Genomic DNA, 15,452 nt, shown 5'->3' with positions numbered 1-15,452 from the left:
TTTGACAAATTTAAATTTCACAGATTTCAATCTTGAACCACTGGTGCTGCAAGCGATCACCGAACTTGGTTTTGAAGAGGCAACTCCGATTCAATCCAAATCAATCCCTCTTGCTCTTGAAGGCAGAGACTTGATCGGTCAAGCTCAAACGGGTACTGGTAAAACCGCTGCATTTGGTATTCCATTGATCAGCAAAATCTCCAAAAGTGATGAAAAAATCCGCGCCCTCATTATGGCACCTACACGTGAACTCGCGATCCAAGTTGCCGAAGAAATCGAAAAACTCACCCGCTTCAAAGGTTTGCGCTCCCTGCCAATTTACGGAGGACAAGATATCGTTCGTCAAATCCGTGCACTGAAAAGAAAACCACAGATCATCATTGGTACACCAGGACGTCTCTTGGACCATATCAACCGCAAAACAATCAAACTTGATGATGTACAAACTGTTGTATTGGATGAAGCAGATGAAATGCTCGACATGGGTTTCATGGAGGATATTCAATCCATCCTGAAACAAGTTCCAGACGAGCGTCAAACGATGCTGTTCTCAGCAACAATGCCTCCTAACATTCAAAAATTGGCTCAACAATTCTTGAACAACCCTGAGCACGTTTCCGTAATCCCTAAACAAGTAAGCGCGCCTTTGATTGACCAAGCTTACATCGAAGTACCTGAGCGTCAAAAATTCGAAGCACTCAGCCGTTTGTTGGATATGGAATCTCCTGAACTGGCGATCGTATTCGGACGTACTAAACGTCGTGTTGACGAATTGGCTGAAGCTCTGCAAAAACGTGGATACTCTGCTGACGGTCTTCATGGTGACTTGTCGCAAAACCAACGTGATACAGTAATGCGTAAGTTCCGTGACGGCAGCATTGATGTACTCGTTGCAACAGACGTAGCTGCACGTGGACTCGACGTATCCGGCGTAACTCACGTTGTGAACTTTGACCTTCCGCAAGATCCGGAGAGCTATGTTCACCGTATCGGCCGTACAGGTCGTGCGGGTAAAGAGGGTGCTGCATGGTCTTTCGTAACTCCGCGTGAAATCGACCACCTGCACTTCATTGAGCGTGTAACACGTCACCGTATTCCGCGCAAACCACTGCCAACAATGGCTGAGGCTGTAGAAGGAAAACAACGTTTGACAGCTGAGCGTTTGCTCGAAATCGTACAATCTGGCGAACTGAACGAATACAAAGGTATCGCGATTCAAATGCTTGAGCAATATGATTCTGTTCAACTGTTGTCAGCTGCGCTGAAGCTCCTGACAGGTGACAAAAAAGATGCTCAAGTTGATCTGACTCCTGAAGATCCGATCCGTGCAAAACGTCGTAAACCGGATGTTCGCTCTGGCGGACGTAAACCATCTGGTTACAGCGGCAACCGCAGCAGCAGTGGTGGCGGTGGTTACAACCGTGATCGCAACAGCAGTGGCGGCGGACGTGGCGGATACAACCGCGATCGTAACAGCAGTGGAAGCGGAAGTGGAAGCAGAGAAGGTGGTTACAACCGTGACCGCAAACCACGTCCAAGCAACAACGAAGGACGTCGTCCTGCCAAAGATTCTTCTTTCGAATAATATACAAGTGTGAACTGGAAAATGGAGCAGGGCGACTGCTCCATTTTTTTATGTGCAGATTATGCGAAACCATTATGCTGTCGATCTCTTTTCGGGAAGGGCTGGCTTTTCCTATCTATAATAAGGTATATTAATATTATTAGAATTAAGGCTAGACGCAAGGCTGCGGAGGAGGAGAATTGTTTGGAATTTAAAGGAGCTATGGGTGGGATCTACCGACTTACAGAGTGGATTACGAGACTGGCCGCAACCAATTTGTTGTGGGCTATTTGTTCGTCTCCGTTCTTGTTTTTCTTGTTTATGAAACTGCTCGTGATGCAGCAGAACCTGGCTAACGAATCACTACAAATGAACTGGGCTATAGCCATTGTGGCACCGCTTACACTATTCCCGGCGACGTCGGCGCTGTTTACGGTTGTTCGTAAATGGAATATGGGTGATACGGATGTGCCGATCTTCCGTACTTTCTTTGTAGGTTACAAAGAGAACTACAAACAGAGTTTAATCGGAGGCGTCTTCTATACCTTGCTGTTTGCCATCATGTATCTGGATTACACAGTATACATGACACAATTTAAGAATATGCAGCTGGTCGGAATTATTATGCTCGTACTGCTGCTGCTGCTGTTTGTTTCTCTCTTTAACTTCTTCTCGATGGTTGTGCATTACCACATGTCCATCGGAATGATTATCAAAAATGCAGTTCTATTGACGTTGATCAGACCATTCCGTGTATTTTCCACGTTGCTGGGAAGTGGATTGTTGTTCTATATCGGTTTTCGTTATCCGGTCTTGTTCATCTTCTTCATTATTAGTATTGTTGCTTGGTTTGCTTTCTTCAACTTCTACGCTACGTTTAATAAGATGCAGGAGCAGATGGAGAAGATGCAACTAAAGAAAGAAGAAGAGGAAGCTGCACAAGCCGCTGAACAGGCAGGGGAGTCAGTTGAGACGATAGAGACGGCTGAACCATCTGAGCTTAAGTCATCTGACGAAAAACAAGATAATATCCAAAAATAAAACATGAGCTGTCACCATTTACTTTTTACACAGTTAGGGATATAATAATTGTACATCCTGCGATGTACGTTTCGGTTATTCGTTGTTTTGAACCAATGATGATGTCTTCGGGAGATCAATACAGAATGTTGCTGAAACGCCCTGTCTATATGACATGGGGACTTCAAAAAACATTTTTGCGGCCACCCACCTGCCAAGCAGGTTCATAAGACAATGTAGCCGGACGGCATAGGCGGGTTCCTATTTTATCATGTACAGCACCCTGACTCTTTCCTCTAATCCAGGAATTTCAGGGTGCTTTTTATTTGAGCTTATTTTGTTGAATTGGCTGTATTTTGTTAAAAGTGTCGCTTGCCCTTTTGTTACTACATGAACAATGTTACACTAGTATACATAAATGGAACGGTTACATTCAAAGGAGGAAGGGTCTTGACCTTAAAGAGAACGCTCGTCGGTATCATCCGCAGCATGGAGGGAACCAGCGATCGAGCCAAGGATCCCAAATTAAAAACACGGTATTATAACTTATCCAAAGACAGAGCCTGGGAAGAGGTTTCTTCGACACTCAAAAAAATTCCGGGTTATAAAGTGCTGCATGAAGTGCCTTCTGTGGGAGAGGTCATACTGGAGAAGCGGACTACCTTTGGACGGACGATGGATATTACAGTTTCCATTATATCGGTAAGTCCTGTTCGTAGTGCGGTCGATATGTATTCGGCTTCACGTGGTTCACTTGGAGATCTGGGTTCTAATTATCGCACGATCATGAACTTGTTCTCCGTATTGGATAAGAAGCTGAGTAAGTATAAGTCAAATGATTGAAATAGATGGGTGAATAACAAAAAGCGAGAGAAGGTTAACCTTCCTCGCTTTTGTTCTGAACGTGAACTACCTTTTACAGCAAGGCTTTTACAGCGGAAATCGCTTGCTCGAAGTTAGGGGAGTCTGTCATTTCAGGCAGATATTCCACATATGTAATTCGGTCTTCAGCATCCAACACGAAGATGGAGCGCATGTCCAATTGGAATTCTTTGATCAGAACACCGTAGTCTTCACCGAATGAACGTGTTTTGTAATCGGAAAGTGTTACGACGCGGTCAACTCCGGCTGCTCCACACCAGCGTGCTTGTGCAAATGGAAGGTCAACGCTTACTGTCAATACGACAACATTGTCTCCAAGATCTCCTGCTTCAACATTGAAGCGACGAGTTTGGGCATCGCATACGCCAGTATCCAGTGAAGGAACAACGCTGATTAATTTGATTTTACCTGCGAAGTCTTTCAGGGATGCATCTTCAACCAGGTTTTTACTCAGTGTAAAATTGGGTGCTTGATCGCCCACTTTCAACTCGGGTCCGATCAATGTAATAGGGTTGCCTTTAAAGGTGGCTGCGCCTGTACGTTCTTGTGCCATAATAATGTTCCTCCTTATAAGTTGGTGATCCGTGCCAAAATCCATTATAATCTTTTATGAAAGGCATTGTCCAATTCGGACGAGGATCATTAAAATGGGCCATACTTGAAGGCTGATCTGAACAGGGTGGAGTGAAAGCAGAAACTTATGATATTTATAAGGTATGAGAACTGGAAAAGTTATTTGAAATTTTTCCCTTTGACGTCGATTCTTTTAATTGCCAATGTTGTTATGTTTATTGTGTTGAGTTTGAACGGTGGTTCCACAAACAGTATGACGCTGCTTAAGTTTGGAGCGCTTGTTAACCATGAGTTGTTTGCAGCAGAATGGTGGCGTTATATTACGTCGATGTTCTTGCATGCTGGTTTCAGCCATTTGTTGTTTAACAGTTTTGCTCTCATCGTATTTGCACCACCAATGGAACGGTTGCTTGGGTCAGTAAGATATGGTGTGTTGTACTTGGGTGGAGGCATTTTGGGCAACATTCTGGCTGTTGCGTGGTATAACTCGGTAGGGGCGACAACAATCTCAGTAGGTGCTTCAGGAGCAATCTATGCAATCTATGGTGCATTTCTGTATGTTGCCTTGTTCCAGCGGACAATGATGGACGAAACCTCACGTAAAACGTTGTATACACTGCTTGTATTCGGAATTATTTTTTCCTTTGCCATGACAGGCATTAACTGGATGGCGCATTTGGGTGGGTTGTTAGGTGGATTCTTCATTTATGGACTGCTCATCCGCTTGTGGAAACCCCGCAGCTTTAAGCAGTAATCGGATTGGTCTGAAGACGGAATGCAATCAAGGATAAGTAGGGTATAGTAGATTGGAGAGATCAGTGGCAGTGGAATTAAGACAGTTGCATTACTTTTTGAAAGTGGCACAGAAGGAGCATGTTACGCAGGCGGCGGAGGAATTGCACGTAGCGCAGTCTGCGGTGAGTCGTCAAATTCATCAGCTGGAGGAAGAACTGGGAGTAGACCTCTTTATGCAAAAAGGGCGAAATCTGCAGTTGACCGCAGTCGGGCAGCTCTTTTGCAAACGGGTTGAAGGCATATTGAAAGATCTGGACAAAGCGGTCGGTGAGGTTCATGAGTTTCTCGACCCAGAGCATGGTGAAATTCGTATCGGTTTTCCTCACAGTCTCGGTATTCACTTGATTCCTTCGGTTGTAGCAGCGTTCCGTCAGCGTTATCCTAACGTCAAATTCAGATTCAAGCAAGGCATGTTCCCAACGCTCATTCGCGATGTGTTATCGGCTGAAGTGGACTTGGCCTTCATATCTCCATTTCCGGAAAAGCATGACCAGGTAGATGGAGACATTGTGCTTACGGAAGAACTGCATGCAATCCTTCCACCCAATCATCCGTTGGCCGGTGAAGAGAGCATTGCGTTAGAGCAACTTAAAGATGATAAGTTTGTATTATTCAGCAAAGGGTATTCTTTACGTCCGATTGTTTGGCACGCGTGTCTCGAAGCTGGGTTTACCCCCAAGATTGCTTTTGAAGGTGAAGAGACGGATACCATTCGTGGGCTGGTTGCCGCCGGCATGGGTGTAAGTTTGCTGCCGGAAATGGCCCTTTTCCAGACGAACCCGCTGCAACCGGCGCATGTAGCCATTTCTCATCCAAAAGTGACACGTACGATTGGGTTGATCCATCGCGCGGATGACAAGCTTCCACTTGTTGCGCAGTCATTTCGTTCATTCTTGCTTAATTATTTCGGTTTACAGCAAAACAATACCCCATCCGATTAACGGTGGGGTATTGTTGTTTTTGTTTGTGTATTCAATTAGTCACGGCTATTGAAAATTCCGATGTAACGAACCAGTTCCAGTAATGAGATTAAGGCTGCAGCGACGTAAGTTAATGCTGCGGCATTCAGTACTTTGGCGACGCCTCTTTCTTCTTCGTTCCGGATATAACCTTCCGATAACATAATCTCTCTTGCACGATTACTAGCATTGAACTCGACCGGCAACGTAATGAGTTGGAACGCAACGGTTACGGAGAAGAAAATAATACCAATTCCGACTAGGTTCATTGCATTAAAGATGAATCCGGCAATGAGCAAGAAGGGCGCGAGTCCGGATGCAAAGTTGACGATCGGGAAAATCCGGTGACGTAGTGCCAACATCGGATAACTTTCCTTATGCTGGATCGCATGGCCAACTTCATGGCACGCAACGGAGACAGCCGAGATTGAGTTTTCATAATATACAGGCTCAGACAACCTCACGACACGATTGATTGGATCGTAGTGATCGGAGAGTGCTCCGCGCACCGGTTCAATAGGAACGTCGTGTAGGCCGTTAGAGTCCAGCATATGACGAGCAGCATCGTAACCGGTCATTCCATTCAAGTTTTTAACATCAGACCAACGATTGAATGTGCTCTTAACGCGGAATTGCGCCCACAAGGAGAGCACAAAGGCGATAATGATCAAAACGAACATACCGTTATTAAAACTCATATTCATTCCTCCGCTTTCTAAATATTAAGTTACATCATGGTGTTCTCAAGCAAGATTTTCAAAGCTTCCATCGTACCAGCACTTTTGGCGAGCAGTCCGGCCATCATCTTACGTGCTTGTACAGGTTTCATCTCGCCTAGCAGCGGTTTAAGCTCATTTACCTCTCGCTCAAGCTGTTGCACATGGAGTTCCAATGTTGTCAGTTTGCTGGCAACCTGTTCTTCCGTGCTCACCATACTCCACTTCTCAAGAGATTGCTTAATCTCGTCGAGACTATACTTCTCTTGTTTCATGTGTACAATACGTTCCAGCCTGGTTAAAGTTTCATTACTATAAAGACGATAGTTTTTTTCTGTGCGCTCTTCAGGAGCAATGAGACCGAGCTTTGTGTAATAATCAATCGTCCGTTCGCTCACACCTGCAGTTTTGGCAAGTTCGCCAATCCGAAACAATTTCATATCCCCAATGATATTCACCTCGCTTGCAAGTTCAAATGTAGGGAATTGTAGATTCCAGTTGCGGCTTTGCATAACCCGCCCAATTTTTTTCTTACTAATAGTTATGATACATGATCTTTAACCATACAGTCAAACGTTACGCTTTGGCGGCAGTCAGGCTGCGTTTCTATATCTATGTACTCATAGGACATGAATATGTACTTAAGTGCAAGAAAAAGACGTAAGACTTTATTCCCAGAAATATTTTTCATTTTTGATGAAAATACTCTTGTCAACTTTCCTGTCTTCTGCTTATAATGGCATTAAGAGTTTCACGATATGTGAAGAAACTTAACATAAGAGGGAGTGGGGTATATGAGAAAGAAATGGTTGGTTTCGGTGTTAATAATGCTTACTTTATTGGCTTTCCCGGTCAGCGCATTTGCAGCTGCGGAGGGGCCGACTAACATCGAGCTTCAAAGCGGTCTGAACTCAGCCTTTACGTTTCTGGCTGTTGTGCTGGTTTTCCTGATGCAAGGGGGATTTGCTTTACTTGAAGCGGGTTCGACTCGAATGAAAAACGCAGGGCACATTGCGGGTAAAACAATCCTAACATTGGGAATATCGGTTATTGCCTTCTGGGCTCTAGGCTTCGGTCTTGGTTTCGGTAATGGTAACAGTTTCTTCGGAACAACTGGATTTTTCCTGAGTGGGGACGGAATGGCGGCTTCTTTCGAATCATTGGCCTTCTCTGATGTTCCGCTAACAATTAAGTTTGTATTCCACCTTGCCTTTGCGGCAGTATCCCTGGCCATCGCCTGCGGTGGTATGGCTGAACGTGCAAAGATGAGTGTATATATCGTTTTCGGTACGTTGTATACCATTATCATGTATCCGGTTGTTGCTCACTGGGTATGGGGCGGCGGCTGGTTGGCTGAGCTTGGTATGCAAGACTTTGCAGGTTCGACGGTTGTCCACTTGACGGGTGCAACTGCTGCACTGGTAGCTACTATCTTGTTGAAGCCACGTATCGGCAAATATAACAAAGATGGTAAACCTAACATCATTCCAGGTCATAACCAAGTATACTCCGTACTTGGTGTAATTATCCTATGGATCGGTTGGTTCGGTTTCAACCCAGGTAGTACATTATCTGCCATGGGTGATGGATTCTTCGGTTATGTAGCATTGACTACAAACGTAGCTGCGGCTGCTGGTGGCGTTGCGGCACTGTTGATCTCATGGGCTGTATTGGGTAAATCCGATATTCCGAGCATGCTGAACGGCGTGCTTGCGGCACTCGTTGCCATCACAGGTGCTTGTGCTTTCGTAGAACCATGGGCAGCGTTGGTTATTGGTGCTCTGGCAGGTATTATCACATTCTTCACTGCTCAATTCTTTGAACGTAAAGGAATTGACGATCCAATCTATGCTTTCTCTGTACATGGTATTGCCGGTATGTGGGGAGCGATCTCCACAGGTCTGTTCGCAACACCAGAACTTGCTGAGAATGCAGGTGTAGGTCAAGCGGGATTGTTCTACGGTGGCGGTTTCCACCAACTGGGCGTTCAGCTTCTGGGTCTGGCAGGCGCATTTGCCTTCGTACTGATCATGTCCTTCATTATTCTTGGTGGTATGAAAGCTGTCATGGGTATCCGTGTAACGGAAGAAGAAGAAACAATGGGTCTGGATTTAAGTGAGCATGGTACTTACGGGTACCCTGAACAAATGAAAAATGTAGAAACTAAATCCAATGGCGGTACGTTCAGCTCCTAAGAGGAATGATTGCTGAATCATGCTTCAAGGAGGCTGGACATGATGGAACCCATCCCGTATATAAATCAATCCTGGTCCTATCAGGGAATAGATGGTGCGGCATCTTCTCAAGAACTGCGCCAGGCACGTGTGATATTGCAGAATGAGCTCCAGGAACTGTTGTCCGCTTCCTTGTCGCCGATTGAATGGTACCAGACGGTAAATGAACTGCATGACCGGGTTGCTCGGCGAGCAGTAGAGTTATGCATCCAGGGGATGGTAGAGGAAGGCTTAGGCCGACCTCCCGTCCCCTATGCCTTTATCGTTTTTGGCAGTTCCGGCAGGCAAGAAGCGACGTTATGGAGTGATCAGGATAATGGCATGATTATCAGCGATTTCCCTCATGAGGGGAAAGAGGCATATTTCGCTGAACTCGGACTTCGAATATCCGATATGTTGGAGGCACTTGGTTACGCCAAATGTGAAGGCAAAGTGATGTGTTCAGAGCCTTTATGGAGGAAAACGCTGGAATCCTGGAAGGAACAACTGAAAACATGGGGATCGGACCTGTCATGGGAGCCGGTTCGCAATCTAATTATCGCTTCAGACATGCGCTTTGTTGCAGGTGAGCCAGAACTCGCGGAGGAATGGATTTCTGCATTTTATGAAGAGTTCAGATCGCTTCCTGATCTTTCCGATGCTGTGTTGCGCAATACCGTTAAACACAAGGCGACACTGAACATTCTTGGAAGGGTCGTAACGGAACGATTCGGTGAACATGCAGGTGGATTTGATGTGAAATACGGTTTGTATATTCCTCTGGTGAACAGTGCGCGTTTTCTGGCTTTACAGCATGGTATCAAAGAAACGTCCACGCTGAAGAGAATTCAGAGGTTGGTGTCACTCGAAGCAGTTCCATTTACTCTGCTGGATGCAGCTCAGCGTGCATTTATGACGGCTTTGAAGCTGCGCCGCAGTACACCCATTGTGATGAAACAAGGGTTGCAGCATAGCGGTGGTTTTCTGAATGAGAAACAGTTGAAGGAAAAACAAATGCTTTATGAACTAAGGGATACGTTAGGGTTGGTGCGGCGAGTACATCGTGCGCTGCAAAGACAACTTCGTTTTGCAGAAAGGAGACGTCCATGAGAGAGCCGGCAAGGGGCAATACTGGATTCTGGAATTCGCTGCGCCAGGGAGGGGTTCCTTCCGCCATCGCTTCCATAATGGGAGCCCCTACGGCGCAACATATGGCGTTTATCCGTTCGATGATGAGAGAACAGCGCAGACCCGAGGTGCTGCACACGCCCTTGAATGAATTGAATGCTGTCGTATTTGATCTGGAAACGACGGGCTTCTCTCCCCAGCACGGGGATGAGATCCTTTCCTTTGGGGCGGTGCGAATTAATGGTGGTGTGATGCTGGATAATGAGCAGTTCTATACCTTGGTTCAGTCCAAAGTCTCCGTTCCGGAACACATTACGGAACTGACAGGAATTACACAGCAAATGACGATGGATGCTCCGTCGCTGCTGGAAGGCTTGCATGACTTCATGTCTTTTGTTGGTGGAAGTGTACTGGTTGCTCATGCAAGCGCGCATGATCGGGCTTTTCTGAATGCGGCCTTGTGGCGGACATCCAAAGTAAGGTTAACGCACCGGCTCATCGATACGATGATGCTGGCACGTTGGCTTGAGCCGAGTAGGCCTGGTTATGGACTGGATGAATTGCTGGAATCCAAAGGCATTCCCATCTATGGGCGCCACCACGCTTTGGAGGACGCTAAAATGACTGCACAGCTTTGGTCCTGTTATCTGGAGGATATGTCTCGCAAAAATGTAGAAACATTGGGTGATCTGTACACCCAGTTAAGTCACGCATAGTGGGGTGGGCTGTAAGCTGTATGGTTGGCCGAGGCTCGTTACAATGCTCGAATCAACATTTGAATGAATTTGATAACCATTTAGAAGCATCTTTGATTGTGTGTCAGCTGTAAGGTCTGGTGAGCCTATAAAATAGAGCTGGAGTAGTCCAGCGAAAATCGGTAGGTTGCGCAGATCCTCATTGGAAGGTATGGGAGTGGTTCGAGGGTGGGAGTGAAAGAGCCCGATAAGTTGCGGCTCATTGAACACACATCGGATCCATTCTGCATCTTCCAATGCGAAATGGTGCAGCGGGTCAGGCGCTACGTTACGAATGGGCTGAAACCGACTGATTCGTATGCCGCCCGCTGCGGCTTCACCCAGCACAACCCCGCAGGCTTCCAGCGGCAGCGAAGCAAACATGTACTTAGACATCTCCTGCTCTACGAAGGAAGGGATGTAGAAGGTGTTTTGCTGCCCGTGAAGTGCTGCCATTTGTATTCACCCCTCTCTCTTTGGCTCCTGCTTCGGCAGGAGTCCTTTTTTATTTTATTTTGTGTGACTCGGATTGTAAAATTTTAAAGGAAAAGGGTACAATATGAGAGAGAGCTTGAAATATCTCACATGTTATAAAAGCGTAAATCTCGATATGTTTGATTATACAAAAGGGTGGCTGGTCATGAAACGAAATATATACATACTGCTGGGTGTTGTATTGCTGGTGGGCATTGCTTTGGCTCAAAATGCAGACAATGGAATCGCAGCTGTGTTTAAGCAGGAGGAGCCGATGCCCACGGAGACGGGGCCGAAAGCGGGTTTACTGGCACCAGCGTTCTCTTTGCAAGCCATGGATGGGAAAACCTATTCTGTAGGCGGAGCCAAGGAAAAGGCCATCTTCGTCAGTTTCTGGGCATCATGGTGTGAACCGTGCAAGCAAGAAGCTCCTGCGCTCAATACATTGGCAGCAAAATACAAGGATAAACTGGATCTCTACGGTGTGAATGTAACCACGTACGACAAAATCAGAGATGCCAAAGCTTTTGTAGATGAATACAAACTGACGTTCCCTATTCTGCTTGATGAAGACGGAACAGCATATGCCAAATATAACGGTTTAGCTTTTCCAACGAATGTACTGATTGATTCCCGAGGAGTCGTTCAGGAAATTATCTTGGGGATTTTGCCTGAGAAAGAGCTGGAGCGAAAAATCAAGGAGTTAATTGCGGATTAACCAAGCAAGAAGCTAGCCGAGCGAGAAGCAAAAGCGCCTGTCTTCCAATGTTTTTGGAAACAGGCGCTTCTTTTATTTTCCGGGAAATATGCATTAATGGTTGCTTAGACCGTGAGCTGGAATGTTGACTACATCAGGCTCGTCCTGCAATTTTTCTTGAAGAAGGGCATAACGGAAACTGTGTACGAGAGCTTCCCAACTCGCTTCAATCACGTTCTCGGATACACCGACCGTATTCCAGGTGTTTTCTGTGTTTTTGGATTCAATTAATACACGAACCTTCGCGGCAGTAGCATCTTTTTCATCCAGAACACGTACTTTATAGTCGGACAGATGCATGTTGGCAAGGGAAGGGAAGTACTGCACAAGTGCTTTCCGAAGTGCGTTATCCAGTGCGTTGACCGGACCGTTGCCTTCAGCTGCGGTATACGCACTTGTTCCACCTACGTTAAGTTTAACAAAGGCTTCCGAAACAACTGACTTGCCAGCCGCTTTTTCAACAAGCATCTTGAACGATTCAAAGGTAAATAATTCTTTCATGTCACCGTTGGCTTCACGGATCAACAATTCAAGAGAGGCATCAGCGCCTTCGAACTGATAACCCTGATGTTCCAGATCTTTGATTTTCTCAATGATCTGACGTGAATTGGCACTGCTTGGATCAAATTCAAGACCCAGTTCCTGTGCTTTGGACACAATGTTACTTTGTCCGGCCAGTTCGGAGACGAGCACACGCTGCTTGTTACCAACCAACTCAGGAACGATATGTTCGTAGGTCCGCGAATCACGCAGTATGGCAGAGACGTGAATACCGCCCTTGTGAGCGAAAGCCGCATTTCCGACATAAGGCTGGTTGATTGGCATATTTACGTTGGCAATCTCACTGACATAACGGGCAACATTTGTGAGCTGTCTCATCGAATCCTCAGAAACGCACTCATATCCAAGCTTCAGTTGCAGGTTAGGGATAATCGAAGCCAGATTGGCATTGCCACATCGCTCTCCATACCCGTTCATTGTACCTTGCACCTGTCTGGCACCGGCTTGTACTGCGCTTAAGGTGTTGGCTACAGCAAGTTCACAGTCATTATGTGTATGAATGCCCAGATGGGCTTGTGGAAGCCGTACAGCGAGTGAGGATACGATCTCGTACACCTCATGAGGCATCGTTCCACCATTGGTGTCACACATTACAAGCCAGTCCGCTCCAGCTTCATGGGCTTTGGTCAATACAGCCTGTGCATATTCCGGATTGTGTTTAAATCCATCGAAGAAATGCTCTGCATCGAAGATGACTTCCATACCGTTTTGTTTCAGATAGGCAATGGAGTCGTAGATCATGGACAGATTTTCTTCCAAAGTGGTCTGCAAAGCAGTGTGTACGTGGAAATCCCATGACTTGCCTACCAGAGTCGCTGCCTGAGCACCGGATTCAATCATGCGCTTCAAGTTCGCGTCTTCACTTGCGATGCTGCCTTTACGACGTGTACTACCAAAGGCGACAACCTTCGCGCTCAGGTTCAGTTCCTTGACTCTTTTGAAAAACTCAATGTCCTTGGTGTTGCTGCCTGGAATTCCGCCTTCAATATAATGAGCACCCAGGTCATCGAGCTTCTTGGCAATTTTGAGCTTGTCATCTGCCGATAAGCTGACTCCCTCCCCTTGTGTGCCGTCACGTAAAGTCGTATCGAAGATGGAGATGGCCTTTGACATGAAGATCCTCCTTTAAGATGAAGCGCTTTTTTTAGAAAGTTTAATGGTGTGTTTAAAAAACATATGAGCATGTTGGTGACGAATCCTTCGATTCTGTACCGCTACACTGTATTAAATTCAAAGTGTAGATTTGTCCTAAAATCGTGAATTTGTATAATTAATTATTATAGCACCATTATCGCCAAATGCTACATCGAATTCACCATTTGGTGTAACAAATGATGGATTGTAGAGTTGAGTGAGCTGTGAACGTAGTCTTGTAATATGTTATGCTTCATCTAAATACAAGTATTCCAGGATTGAATATGGATTCAAATCTTGTCTTTATAAATGGAGGGAAAAGAATGAGCTTTGTTTGGGAGAATACAATTATTTCATTCATTATTATTGCTATTATTGTCGTTGCCGTGTGGGGTATCATTCGATCGATCGTTAAACCTCGCCGAAAATAAGGGAATATAAATGATTTTTACATAAGGGACTTTGATATAATAGAGTAGATTGCATTTCACGGAATTGTGTATACGAAAGGGCGGTGGTGGATCATGTCTTCGGACGGGACGCATAACAACATAGATGTAGATCGATATTATCCTACCGCCGGACGAGTGATTTTGCATGTCGATATGAATGCTTTTTATTGCTCTGTACATGAAGCCGAGGAACCGGAATTATATAGAGGAAAAGCGACGGCCGTTGCTGGCAGTAGTGAAGTGCGCAAAGGTGTCATAGTAACTTGTTCATACACAGCTCGAAGCAGGGGGATTTCTACAGGCATGGTTGTTCATCAAGCATTGAAGAAATGTCCTGATTTAATTGTGATTCGTCCGGATTTTCATTTATATCGTCGGTATTCGAAAGAATTCATGAAAATAGCTTACAGTTATACACCGCTACTTGAAGCGACCTCAATTGATGAGTGTTATCTCGATATTACGGGGTCCAGACAGTTCGGTACACCGCTGGAAATTGCGGAAAGTATTCAGACCAGAATCCGGGATGAGTTAGGGATGCCTTGTTCGATCGGAATTGCACCCAACAAGCTGCTTGCCAAGATGGCCTCTGATTTGAAAAAGCCAAATGGCATTTCGATCTTGCGGATGAGGGATGTACCTCAGATTTTATGGCATAGACCTTGTAACGAGATGTTTGGAATTGGCAAAAAGACAGCGGAAAAGCTGAAGAAACTGGGCATTGAAACCATAGGACAGCTTGCCAAATCAGACGAGCGGATGTTAACCGATGTGTTTGGAATTAATGGCTCCTGGTTAAAAAATTCAGCAAACGGCATTAATCATTCGGCAGTTCAGGCTGAACGTGAAGCGAACAAATCGATTGGACACACGACAACGTTACCCGCGGATATATCTGAAATGGATGATGTACATCGGGTGTTACTGAATATAAGCGACCAGGTTGCAAGACGGTTGCGCAAACACGAAATGCTCAGTCAGGGCATTCAGATTACGATTCGTACACCGGATATGAAGACGATTACGAGATCACGGATGATGGAGGTGCCTACTGAAGATGCCTCGATCATATACCGGGAGGCCTGTGCTTTATTTGCAAAACATTGGGGCGGCGGGAAGCCTGTTCGTATGTTGGGTGTGACCCTTCAAACGCTGATTCCGCGTGAGGAGTCGGCGATACAGCTTGATCTGTTTGAATATGAGCAGAAGCCGAAGAAGGAAAATCTGATTCGCATCATGGATCAGTTACGTGACAAATTTGGCGAAAATGCTGTCGTTACTGCTGGCATGCTGGGAGATGATCCTTCCGTATTACTGCGCAATCATAAAGTCCGGGGAACATCGCTGCAAAAAGATAATTTGCAAAGTCTCGATTAAATAGGGCATAATGAAGTCTTGAGGCTGTTAAAATTATTTGTAATAACTCTTACTTTGTATTAATATGTTTCTAGATAAAAATACTGTACGTTTTTGAATAATAGGAGGAGAGA

Annotated in this window: 15 protein-coding genes and 1 other RNA gene; 11 read left to right on the top strand and 5 right to left on the bottom strand. The window is 45.6% G+C overall.

Annotation, left to right across the window (positions count from 1 at the left end; genetic code table 11):
* Nucleotide 1 precedes the first annotated feature (1 nt).
* The 4 genes from MHB84_RS02530 to MHB84_RS02515 all read left to right on the top strand — a co-directional run bounded on the left by MHB84_RS02530 (nt 2) and on the right by MHB84_RS02515 (nt 3,427).
* Nucleotides 2-1,585 (top strand): DEAD/DEAH box helicase, encoded by a 1,584-nt coding sequence (locus MHB84_RS02530; RefSeq protein ID WP_076292037.1) that lies wholly within the window; start codon nt 2-4, stop codon nt 1,583-1,585.
* A gap of 183 nt (nt 1,586-1,768) precedes the next feature.
* Nucleotides 1,769-2,605, top strand: a complete 837-nt coding sequence (locus MHB84_RS02525) for a YesL family protein (RefSeq protein ID WP_076292036.1) — start codon at nt 1,769-1,771, stop codon at nt 2,603-2,605.
* 51 nt (nt 2,606-2,656) lie between these two features.
* Nucleotides 2,657-2,848: non-coding RNA, 6S RNA (gene ssrS, locus MHB84_RS02520), on the top strand.
* 186 nt (nt 2,849-3,034) lie between these two features.
* Complete coding sequence (locus MHB84_RS02515; protein ID WP_024629239.1) at nt 3,035-3,427, top strand: DUF1499 domain-containing protein; 393 nt, start codon at nt 3,035-3,037, stop codon at nt 3,425-3,427.
* A 73-nt stretch (nt 3,428-3,500) separates the two neighbouring features.
* Here MHB84_RS02515 and tpx read toward each other — a convergent pair whose 3' ends face one another.
* Entirely contained in the window at nt 3,501-4,019 is a 519-nt protein-coding gene (tpx, locus tag MHB84_RS02510) for a thiol peroxidase (RefSeq protein WP_076292035.1), read from the bottom strand.
* Between the two features lie 147 nt (nt 4,020-4,166).
* Here tpx and MHB84_RS02505 point away from each other — a divergent pair, with 147 nt between their 5' ends.
* Nucleotides 4,167-4,793, top strand: coding sequence for a rhomboid family intramembrane serine protease (locus MHB84_RS02505; protein ID WP_076292034.1), 627 nt, complete (start codon nt 4,167-4,169; stop codon nt 4,791-4,793).
* Between the two features lie 70 nt (nt 4,794-4,863).
* On the top strand, nt 4,864-5,775 hold the full coding sequence (locus MHB84_RS02500; RefSeq protein WP_024629242.1) for a LysR family transcriptional regulator: 912 nt from the start codon (nt 4,864-4,866) through the stop codon (nt 5,773-5,775).
* Nucleotides 5,776-5,810: 35 nt separating this feature from the next.
* Here MHB84_RS02500 and MHB84_RS02495 read toward each other — a convergent pair whose 3' ends face one another.
* Together MHB84_RS02495 and MHB84_RS02490 are read right to left on the bottom strand one after the other, a co-directional pair.
* Entirely contained in the window at nt 5,811-6,491 is a 681-nt protein-coding gene (locus tag MHB84_RS02495; RefSeq protein ID WP_076292033.1) for a zinc metallopeptidase, read from the bottom strand.
* 29 nt (nt 6,492-6,520) lie between these two features.
* Nucleotides 6,521-6,949: a MerR family transcriptional regulator gene (locus MHB84_RS02490; RefSeq protein ID WP_076292098.1), complete on the bottom strand. Its 429-nt coding sequence runs from the start codon at nt 6,947-6,949 to the stop codon at nt 6,521-6,523.
* Between the two features lie 354 nt (nt 6,950-7,303).
* Between MHB84_RS02490 and MHB84_RS02485 the strand changes: the two genes are divergently transcribed.
* From MHB84_RS02485 to MHB84_RS02475, 3 genes are read left to right on the top strand one after another with little or no spacing between them, the layout of a single operon-like run.
* A complete protein-coding gene (locus tag MHB84_RS02485) occupies nt 7,304-8,704 on the top strand; it encodes an ammonium transporter (protein ID WP_076292032.1) in 1,401 nt (466 codons plus the stop codon).
* Between the two features lie 33 nt (nt 8,705-8,737).
* Nucleotides 8,738-9,832 (top strand): DUF294 nucleotidyltransferase-like domain-containing protein, encoded by a 1,095-nt coding sequence (locus MHB84_RS02480; protein WP_445322119.1) that lies wholly within the window; start codon nt 8,738-8,740, stop codon nt 9,830-9,832.
* On the top strand, nt 9,829-10,566 hold the full coding sequence (locus MHB84_RS02475; protein ID WP_076292031.1) for an exonuclease domain-containing protein: 738 nt from the start codon (nt 9,829-9,831) through the stop codon (nt 10,564-10,566). Before MHB84_RS02480 ends, MHB84_RS02475 begins: the two co-directional genes overlap by 4 nt.
* Here the strand turns inward: MHB84_RS02475 and MHB84_RS02470 are convergent.
* Complete coding sequence (locus MHB84_RS02470; RefSeq protein WP_076292030.1) at nt 10,552-11,040, bottom strand: Mov34/MPN/PAD-1 family protein; 489 nt, start codon at nt 11,038-11,040, stop codon at nt 10,552-10,554. The genes MHB84_RS02475 and MHB84_RS02470 overlap by 15 nt on opposite strands.
* Nucleotides 11,041-11,224: 184 nt before the next feature.
* Between MHB84_RS02470 and MHB84_RS02465 the strand changes: the two genes are divergently transcribed.
* Complete coding sequence (locus MHB84_RS02465; protein ID WP_076292096.1) at nt 11,225-11,776, top strand: TlpA family protein disulfide reductase; 552 nt, start codon at nt 11,225-11,227, stop codon at nt 11,774-11,776.
* Between the two features lie 93 nt (nt 11,777-11,869).
* Here MHB84_RS02465 and cimA read toward each other — a convergent pair whose 3' ends face one another.
* A complete protein-coding gene (gene cimA, locus MHB84_RS02460; RefSeq protein WP_076292029.1) occupies nt 11,870-13,489 on the bottom strand; it encodes a citramalate synthase in 1,620 nt (539 codons plus the stop codon).
* 545 nt (nt 13,490-14,034) lie between these two features.
* On the opposite strand from cimA, the gene MHB84_RS02455 reads away from it, so the two are divergent.
* Nucleotides 14,035-15,339 (top strand): DNA polymerase IV, encoded by a 1,305-nt coding sequence (locus tag MHB84_RS02455; protein ID WP_076292028.1) that lies wholly within the window; start codon nt 14,035-14,037, stop codon nt 15,337-15,339.
* Nucleotides 15,340-15,452 lie beyond the last annotated feature (113 nt).

Source organism: Paenibacillus sp. FSL F4-0087, assembly GCF_038020215.1.
Taxonomy (GTDB): Bacteria; Bacillota; Bacilli; order Paenibacillales; family Paenibacillaceae; genus Paenibacillus; species Paenibacillus taichungensis.
The sequence above is the reverse complement of the archived record's forward strand: the minus strand, read 5'-3'. Positions and strand labels throughout refer to the sequence as shown.

Coding starts and splice junctions, on each gene's coding strand:
- tpx (WP_076292035.1), bottom strand. CDS start 4,019: ATGGCACAAGAACGTACAGGCGCAGCCACCTTTAAAGGCAACCCTATT.
- MHB84_RS02505 (WP_076292034.1), top strand. CDS start 4,167: ATGATATTTATAAGGTATGAGAACTGGAAAAGTTATTTGAAATTTTTC.
- MHB84_RS02495 (WP_076292033.1), bottom strand. CDS start 6,491: ATGAGTTTTAATAACGGTATGTTCGTTTTGATCATTATCGCCTTTGTG.
- MHB84_RS02490 (WP_076292098.1), bottom strand. CDS start 6,949: ATGAAATTGTTTCGGATTGGCGAACTTGCCAAAACTGCAGGTGTGAGC.
- MHB84_RS02485 (WP_076292032.1), top strand. CDS start 7,304: ATGAGAAAGAAATGGTTGGTTTCGGTGTTAATAATGCTTACTTTATTG.
- MHB84_RS02475 (WP_076292031.1), top strand. CDS start 9,829: ATGAGAGAGCCGGCAAGGGGCAATACTGGATTCTGGAATTCGCTGCGC.
- MHB84_RS02470 (WP_076292030.1), bottom strand. CDS start 11,040: ATGGCAGCACTTCACGGGCAGCAAAACACCTTCTACATCCCTTCCTTC.
- MHB84_RS02465 (WP_076292096.1), top strand. CDS start 11,225: ATGAAACGAAATATATACATACTGCTGGGTGTTGTATTGCTGGTGGGC.
- cimA (WP_076292029.1), bottom strand. CDS start 13,489: ATGTCAAAGGCCATCTCCATCTTCGATACGACTTTACGTGACGGCACA.
- MHB84_RS02455 (WP_076292028.1), top strand. CDS start 14,035: ATGTCTTCGGACGGGACGCATAACAACATAGATGTAGATCGATATTAT.